Genomic DNA, 6,102 nt, shown 5'->3' on the forward strand with positions numbered 1-6,102 from the left:
CTTTTAAAAAGCACGAACACAATTTAGTGATTATTTTGTAATCATCAGTTTCATGTTAAAAATTAACTATTTAATGCCAAAAAAACCATGCTATCAATTGCAAAAGCCATTTTGCTTTCAAAGAAAACAGCTTGACCTAAATAATCCGACTGAATTAAATAATGATTTCCTCGAAAAAAAGAATGTTTTACGACTACTTTAAAATCCGAAGCAACGACAACTTTGAGTTGATGCGCATAAATTAATTTTGTTTTTTGATGGTCATTTGTTGGTTTTAATAAATGAATAGGAAGTTCATTTACTTCTCCAAAAAGCGAAGCTATGTAGGTATTAGTAGGATTTTCGAAAAGGATTTTCGGAGCGTTTATGGCACTGATTTTACCATTTTGCATTACGATAGTTTCATCCGAAAATGACAACGCATCAGTGCTATCATGAGTCGCAATGATACAGGTGATTTGTTTTTGTTTTAAATAGCCAAAGAGATTTCTACGCAATGAATTTTTTCTAAAAGTGTCTATTTGACTAAAAGGCTCGTCTAACAAAAGGATTTCTGGTTCAAGTGCCAAAACTCTTGCCAATGCGATTCTTTGTTGTTGACCACCACTTAAATTTTTTGCTTTTTCTCTCGCAAATTCAGTCATTTCAACAAGGGCTAATAGTTCTTGAACGCGCGCTTTTTTTTGAGCTACAAACATATTTGACAAAAATTTACCCACATTCTCCTCTACAGTTATGTAGGGCATAAGATCAAAATCTTGTGCTAAGTATTTGATGTAATCTTCCCCTGGAATCAGGTTGAATTTAGGTCCAAGTATGGGTTTATTGTTATAGAAAATTGTTCCTTGTTTTAAATCATACAAACCATAAATTAGTTTTAACAAGGTGCTTTTACCACAACCGCTTTGGCCTATTATGGCCACATTCTGACCTTTGTCAATTGTAAAACTAACAGCATCAATTACAAGATTTTTTTGGTAAGCAAAGGAGATGTTTTTTATTTCGAGCATTTTCTAAATTTGAAACCAAATTTACAATGTTTATTTTTAATTTAGGAACAAAAAAAGCTGCTTCATTACGAAACAGCTTCTATATTTTCGATCAATAATTAATTTTTATTGCCCTTTTTGAGCATCTTCAATCATTTTAGTATTTGCAGTTATAGCAAACTCAACACGACGGTTTTGTTTTCTACCTTCTGGAGTTTCATTTGAAGCAATTGGATCCGCAATTCCTAATCCAGTTATATTAAATCTTGTTGAAACCAATCCTTTACTCGATAAATAATTTCTAACAGCCGCTGCTCTTTCAGTTGAAAGTTTCAAATTATAATCTGCCGATCCAGTGATGTCTGTGTAGCCATAAATCACAATATTTGTATCTGCGTAATCTTTAAAAACTGGAACCAATTTATCTAAATTAGCTTTTGCAGTTGCAGTTAATGTCGATTTATTAGTATCAAAACGTACTGCATTTTCATTTAGAACCAATTTAATTCCTTCGCCTACACGCTCTACATCGGCACCAGGAATTGCTGTAGTTATTTCTCTGGCTTGTTTGTCCATTTTGTTTCCAATTACTCCACCAGCTGCACCACCAATTACTCCGCCAAGCACCGCGCCTAATGCACCGTTTCCACCTTTTCCTAGATTATTTCCTAGAATTCCACCAATTATTGCTCCACCTACAGCGCCTATTCCTGCTCCACGTTGCGTATTATTTGTATTTTTTACAGCTTCACAACCTGTAAATAAAGTAGCTGTTGTGAATACTAATGCTAATGCTATTATTTTAAAATTTTTCATAATTGTAGTTTTTATTAATTAACTTTTTGGAATTGGTACATTACATCTGTTGCTTTTCCACCAACATTAATTTTATCAATTAATTGAAAAGAAGTTTCGGTTTGATTGGCAACTATTAGCACATATCCTTCGGTTACTTTTTTGGCTTTTATGTCAGCTGAAAGTATTTTCATAACAAATTGTCCTTCCTTGTTTATAAACCAAGTAATATCAGATGCAAAAACCGGGCAATTAACAGCCGTTAAAGCCATATTTCCTCTGTTGTTATTAGAAACAAATTTCCACGTACTTCCAATAAAACATTTAGAATCTGCGATGTCAAACGAGTTGACTTTAATGTATTCTGAACCAGGATAAGTCACTGCAGTAAGAGTAAAGTTTCCTTTAATTGTGCGTTCTGATTTTTGATCTAATTTTGTACTGGTTACAGATTGTGTCTTACAAGATGCTATAAATACGAGTAAGCCAAATAAAAGTAGTTTTTTCATTCTTTAAGATTTTTAAGATTAAACTTATACAAAGATACGATGCTAATAATCTAAATTGTTTTATAATTAAACTATTTTGTTTCAAAATTAACAGTTACGACAATTTGTCACTTCAATTGCAATTGGTATCTTATTTGAAACGAATTTATAAAAAAATTATAAAACTTAAATTCAAAAGATATGTCAACAGGTAAAATTAATGTTTCGGTAGAAAATATATTTCCCTTAATCAAGAAATTCTTATATAGTGATCACGAAATTTTCTTGCGGGAATTAATTTCAAACGGAACCGACGCTACATTAAAACTTAAACACCTAACAAGCATTGGCGAAGCCAAAGTAGAATATGGAAATCCTATTCTGGAAGTAAAAATCGACAAAGAAGGAAAAAAAATTCATATCATTGATCAAGGATTGGGAATGACTGCCGAAGAAGTGGAAAAATACATCAACCAAATTGCTTTTTCTGGAGCCGAAGAATTTCTTGACAAATACAAGGATTCTGCCAAAGATTCAGGTATTATTGGACATTTTGGTCTTGGATTTTACTCCGCATTTATGGTTGCTGAAAAAGTAGAACTCATCACTAAATCCTACAAAGATGAACCAGCAGCACATTGGACTTGCGACGGAAGTCCTGAATTCACTTTAGAGCCAGCTGACAAAACAACTCGTGGTACAGAAATTATATTGCATATTGCCGAAGATTCACTTGAATTTTTAGAAGATGCTAAAATTTCTGGCTTATTGAACAAATACAATAAATTCATGCCTATTCCAATTAAATTTGGAACCAAAACCGAGAAAATCGAACAGAAAAAAGGCGAGTTTGTTGCAGAAGAAGACAAAGACAACATTTTTACCGAAGTTGAAGTGGACAACATTATCAACAATCCAAATCCAGCTTGGACAAAATTACCAACGGATTTGACCGATACTGATTACAAAGATTTCTACCGCGAAGTTTATCCTATGCAGTTTGAAGAACCGTTGTTTCATATTCACTTGAATGTAGATTATCCGTTTAACTTAACTGGTATTTTGTATTTTCCAAAATTGGGTTCTGACATGCAAATTCAGAAAGACAAAATTCAGTTGTACCAAAACCAAGTTTATGTAACGGACAATGTTGAGGGAATTGTACCTGAATTCTTAACCATGTTGCGTGGTGTAATTGATTCACCAGATATTCCGTTAAACGTCTCTCGTTCTGGATTACAAGCGGATGGAGCAGTAAAGAAAATTTCGAATTATATCACTCGAAAAGTAGCCGATAAATTAAAATCGTTGTTTACAGAAAACCGAGGAGATTTTGAGCAAAAATGGAACGACATCAAAATTGTTCTCGAATACGGAATGCTTTCTGAAGATAAATTCTACGAAAAAGCGGGTGCTTTTGTTTTATACCCTACAGTTGACAATAAATACTTCACTTTAGAAGAATTGAAAGAAAACCTAAAGGAAAAACAAACTGATAAAGACGGAAAATTAGTAGTTTTATATGCAGGAAATAAAGAGTCACAACACTCCTATATCGAAATTGCAAAAGAAAAAGGATACGAAGTACTGTTATTAGATTCTCCAATTATCTCCCATTTAATTCAAAAAATTGAAGGTGATAATAGAGAGGTAACTTTCGTTCGTGTGGATTCTGACCATATTGATAATTTGATTAAAAAAGAAGAAACTACAATTTCTAAATTATCTGATGAAGAGCAAGAAAGCTTGAAAACAGTATTAGAAACAATCGTTCCTAAACAAACGTATTCGGTTCAATTAGAAGCTTTAGACAGTCAAGCATCGCCATTTATTATCACCCAACCTGAATTTATGCGTCGTATGAAAGAGATGAGTCAGTCTGGTGGCGGCGGAATGTTTGGAATGGGAAATATGCCCGAAATGTATAATTTAGTAGTAAATACTAATTCAGAGTTGGCAACCAATATTTTGAACAATAAAGACAAATCAGCACAAGAAAATTTAGTAAAACAAGCATTAGATTTGGCAAAATTATCACAAAACTTACTCAAAGGAGAAGATCTAACGGCTTTTGTAAAAAGAAGTTTTGAATTGATTAAATAGTAGAATAAGTGATTAAAATTGAGTATGGAGACCTGCGAGTGAAGATTTGCAGGTTTTTTTTTGATGTTTGCTCACAATCCACAGATTACGAATAGCCATCAGTGAATGAACTTTAAAGAAATTTTAACTTAAAAAAAAGAAAAAAATATTAGTTTTGTAAGATGAAAAAACGGTTACAATTTATAATTCTATTGCTTGGTATCTTTTTGTTGCCTTCTTTGAGTTATGCGTGTGGTACTAAAATCGAAAAATCGTGTTGCAAAAAAGAAATCTCTTCCAAAACCGAAAAGAAAGACTGTTGCAAAAACGAACAATCTAACGAACAGGACAATAGTTGTGGTGGAAAATGTGGTCATTCAAACTGCACTTCTTCTCCGTTCGTAAACTTAAGTATAATTGAATGCTACCAAATTGAATTCAAAGATAATGATTTTTATTTTTCTATAGAAAAACCAAAATTTTATCATTCAAAAACCTTTATTTCTTCGGCTTTTTCTTCTGTTTGGCTTCCGCCAAAAATAAAATAATTCCAAACTTTGGCAGCCAAAAGTCTGTCTTGTCGATAGCAAATACTTTGCTTTCAAAATTATTTATTTAACAAAAATTAAAATTTTATTACAATGAAACTAATATCAAAAATATTGGTAGCAATTACAATATTGTTATCATTCACATCGTGCAATGCACAAATTAAAAACGCAAAAACAGAAACAGTCAAAATTTATGGAAACTGCGAAATGTGCGAAAAAACAATTGAAAAAGCAGGTAATCTTAAAAAAATAGCCAAAGTCGATTGGAACGTAGATACAAAAATGGCAACTTTAACTTACGATAGTAAAAAAACAAATCAAGATGCAATTTTAAAACGTATCGCATTAGGTGGTTATGACAGCGACAAGTTTCTTGCACCAGATAACGCTTATTCAAAATTGCCAGGTTGTTGTCAATACGACAGAGATGCAAAAGTTGCTGTGAAAACTGAACCTAAAACAGAAACCGTAACAGAAGACCATAGCAATCACGCAAATCATACTGAAACACCAAAAGTTGAAGTTCAAGACACCAACCAACTAAAAGCCGTTTTTGACAATTATTTTGCTGTAAAAGATGCGTTAGTAAAAACAGATGGTAACACTGCATCAGCAAAAGCAACAGCATTACTTTCAGCAATAAATGTTGTGAAAATGGAAACTTTAAAAACAGACGAACACAATGTTTGGATGAAAGTTTTGAAAAACATAAAAGAAGATGCGGAACATATTGCAGACACCAAAGATGCAAAACACCAAAGAGACCATTTTGATACACTTTCTGAAAATATGTATGATTTAATCAAAGTATCAAAACAAGAAACGCCAACCTATTACCAATTTTGCTCAATGGCAAACAATGGTAAAGGTGCTAATTGGTTAAGCAAAGAAAATGCTGTAAAAAATCCTTATTATGGTTCTATGATGTTAAGTTGTGGTAAAGTGGTGGAAACTATAAAATAAATTTAATTTGGCGAAGCCCTTTTTTGGGCTTCGCCTTTTTTAAACTCAAAAGAAATGACACATACCTATAAATTAACAGGAATGACTTGTTCAAGTTGTGAAGCAAAAGTAAAATCGGCTTTGATAACTATTGAAAACGTTACAAATGTTGCCGTTTCAAAAGATTTAGAAACTGCAACAATAACAATGGATAAACACATTGCATTATCCGACTTACAAAAAGTTTTAGACAAA

General features: G+C 32.4%; 7 protein-coding genes. 4 read left to right on the forward strand and 3 right to left on the reverse strand.

The features are described from left to right. Positions 1 to 62 precede the first annotated feature (62 nt). The 3 genes from RMO53_RS06140 to RMO53_RS06150 form a co-directional block, all read right to left on the reverse strand. A complete protein-coding gene (locus RMO53_RS06140) occupies positions 63 to 1,010 on the reverse strand; it encodes an ABC transporter ATP-binding protein (RefSeq protein WP_310379003.1) in 948 nt (315 codons plus the stop codon). A 105-nt stretch (positions 1,011 to 1,115) separates the two neighbouring features. Next, positions 1,116 to 1,805 (reverse strand): OmpA family protein, encoded by a 690-nt coding sequence (locus tag RMO53_RS06145; RefSeq protein ID WP_310379005.1) that lies wholly within the window; start codon positions 1,803 to 1,805, stop codon positions 1,116 to 1,118. Positions 1,806 to 1,819: 14 nt separating this feature from the next. Continuing rightward, positions 1,820 to 2,293 (reverse strand): hypothetical protein, encoded by a 474-nt coding sequence (locus RMO53_RS06150; RefSeq protein WP_310379007.1) that lies wholly within the window; start codon positions 2,291 to 2,293, stop codon positions 1,820 to 1,822. A gap of 180 nt (positions 2,294 to 2,473) precedes the next feature. Here RMO53_RS06150 and htpG point away from each other — a divergent pair, with 180 nt between their 5' ends. From htpG to RMO53_RS06170, 4 genes are all read left to right on the forward strand, one after another. Continuing rightward, on the forward strand, positions 2,474 to 4,375 hold the full coding sequence (gene htpG, locus RMO53_RS06155; protein WP_310379009.1) for a molecular chaperone HtpG: 1,902 nt from the start codon (positions 2,474 to 2,476) through the stop codon (positions 4,373 to 4,375). Positions 4,376 to 4,536: 161 nt separating this feature from the next. Next, positions 4,537 to 4,902 carry a hypothetical protein gene (locus RMO53_RS06160; RefSeq protein ID WP_310379011.1) on the forward strand — a complete coding sequence of 122 codons (366 nt, stop codon included), beginning with the start codon at positions 4,537 to 4,539 and terminating at the stop codon, positions 4,900 to 4,902. A gap of 93 nt (positions 4,903 to 4,995) precedes the next feature. Next, on the forward strand, positions 4,996 to 5,868 hold the full coding sequence (locus RMO53_RS06165; RefSeq protein ID WP_310379014.1) for a DUF3347 domain-containing protein: 873 nt from the start codon (positions 4,996 to 4,998) through the stop codon (positions 5,866 to 5,868). A gap of 54 nt (positions 5,869 to 5,922) precedes the next feature. Beyond that, the coding region (locus RMO53_RS06170) for a cation transporter (protein WP_310379015.1) at positions 5,923 to 6,102 on the forward strand (180 nt) is incomplete at its 3' end.

Source organism: Flavobacterium sp., from assembly GCF_031409475.1.
Classification (GTDB): Bacteria; Bacteroidota; Bacteroidia; order Flavobacteriales; family Flavobacteriaceae; genus Flavobacterium.

Bases quoted from the DNA above. Each gene is read 5' to 3' on its own strand.
- RMO53_RS06140 (WP_310379003.1), bottom strand. From the start codon at position 1,010: ATGCTCGAAATAAAAAACATCTCCTTTGCTTACCAAAAAAATCTTGTA.
- RMO53_RS06145 (WP_310379005.1), bottom strand. From the start codon at position 1,805: ATGAAAAATTTTAAAATAATAGCATTAGCATTAGTATTCACAACAGCT.
- RMO53_RS06150 (WP_310379007.1), bottom strand. From the start codon at position 2,293: ATGAAAAAACTACTTTTATTTGGCTTACTCGTATTTATAGCATCTTGT.
- htpG (WP_310379009.1), top strand. From the start codon at position 2,474: ATGTCAACAGGTAAAATTAATGTTTCGGTAGAAAATATATTTCCCTTA.
- RMO53_RS06160 (WP_310379011.1), top strand. From the start codon at position 4,537: ATGAAAAAACGGTTACAATTTATAATTCTATTGCTTGGTATCTTTTTG.
- RMO53_RS06165 (WP_310379014.1), top strand. From the start codon at position 4,996: ATGAAACTAATATCAAAAATATTGGTAGCAATTACAATATTGTTATCA.